The organism is Tessaracoccus sp. OH4464_COT-324 (assembly GCF_003932855.1).
Lineage (GTDB): Bacteria > Actinomycetota > Actinomycetes > Propionibacteriales > Propionibacteriaceae > Arachnia.
Genome location: NZ_RQYZ01000152.1, coordinates 1 through 588 on the forward strand (window position 1 = coordinate 1; position 588 = coordinate 588).

Annotated in this window: 1 protein-coding gene and 1 pseudogene; both read right to left on the reverse strand. The window is 59.4% G+C overall.

Annotated features, from left to right (window positions below; genetic code table 11):
- Positions 1 to 197, reverse strand: a pseudogene (locus EII42_RS12540) (hypothetical protein); the annotation flags it as partial.
- A gap of 97 nt (positions 198 to 294) precedes the next feature.
- On the reverse strand, positions 295 to 588 hold a 294-nt coding region (locus EII42_RS13640), incomplete at its 5' end, for a hypothetical protein (RefSeq protein WP_233558422.1).

Sequence of the window (588 nt, forward strand, 5' to 3'; positions counted from 1 at the left end):
GGTGTGGGTGTTGGGGTTGGGGTGTTGAGCTGGATGGGGGTTGGGGTGGTGGTGCTCCAGATGTAGGTGGGGGAAGGCCCGGGCGTGACCGTGGGCTGGGTGGGGCGCAACCACACCACCGCGGTGAGTACGGCGAGTACCAGGGTGAGGACGGCGATGATGGCCCACCACAGTGGTGGGGTTTTGGTGGTGGGCATTATGGGTTTCGCACGCTGAGAGCGTGGTCGAGGTATTCGTTGGTCATCGCGATGATTTCTTCGTCGGTTATCTCGCCTATTCCGGTGTCCTCTGCTTTTATGACGGCGTCTTCGGCGTAGGCGAGGCAGACGAAAAGAATCTGTCTCTGGGTCCGGTGCGGCCGCAGGTGAGGCGCCCGTAGTGTTGCGGGTTCTTCAAATGTCTGGCCTCCATGTTGAAGTTTTGCACGGGGATCACCCCACGATTAACTTCTAAGGCGAAGGCTTTGTCGTAGGTGCCGCCTTTGGTGTAGACGCCCAAGCCGATGTAGATGTTGATGAAGGATCTTTGGTGGTTGAGGGGGAGGCCGCCGAGGGTTTCTGGGTGGTTGAATTGGTTGATGGGGAGGCC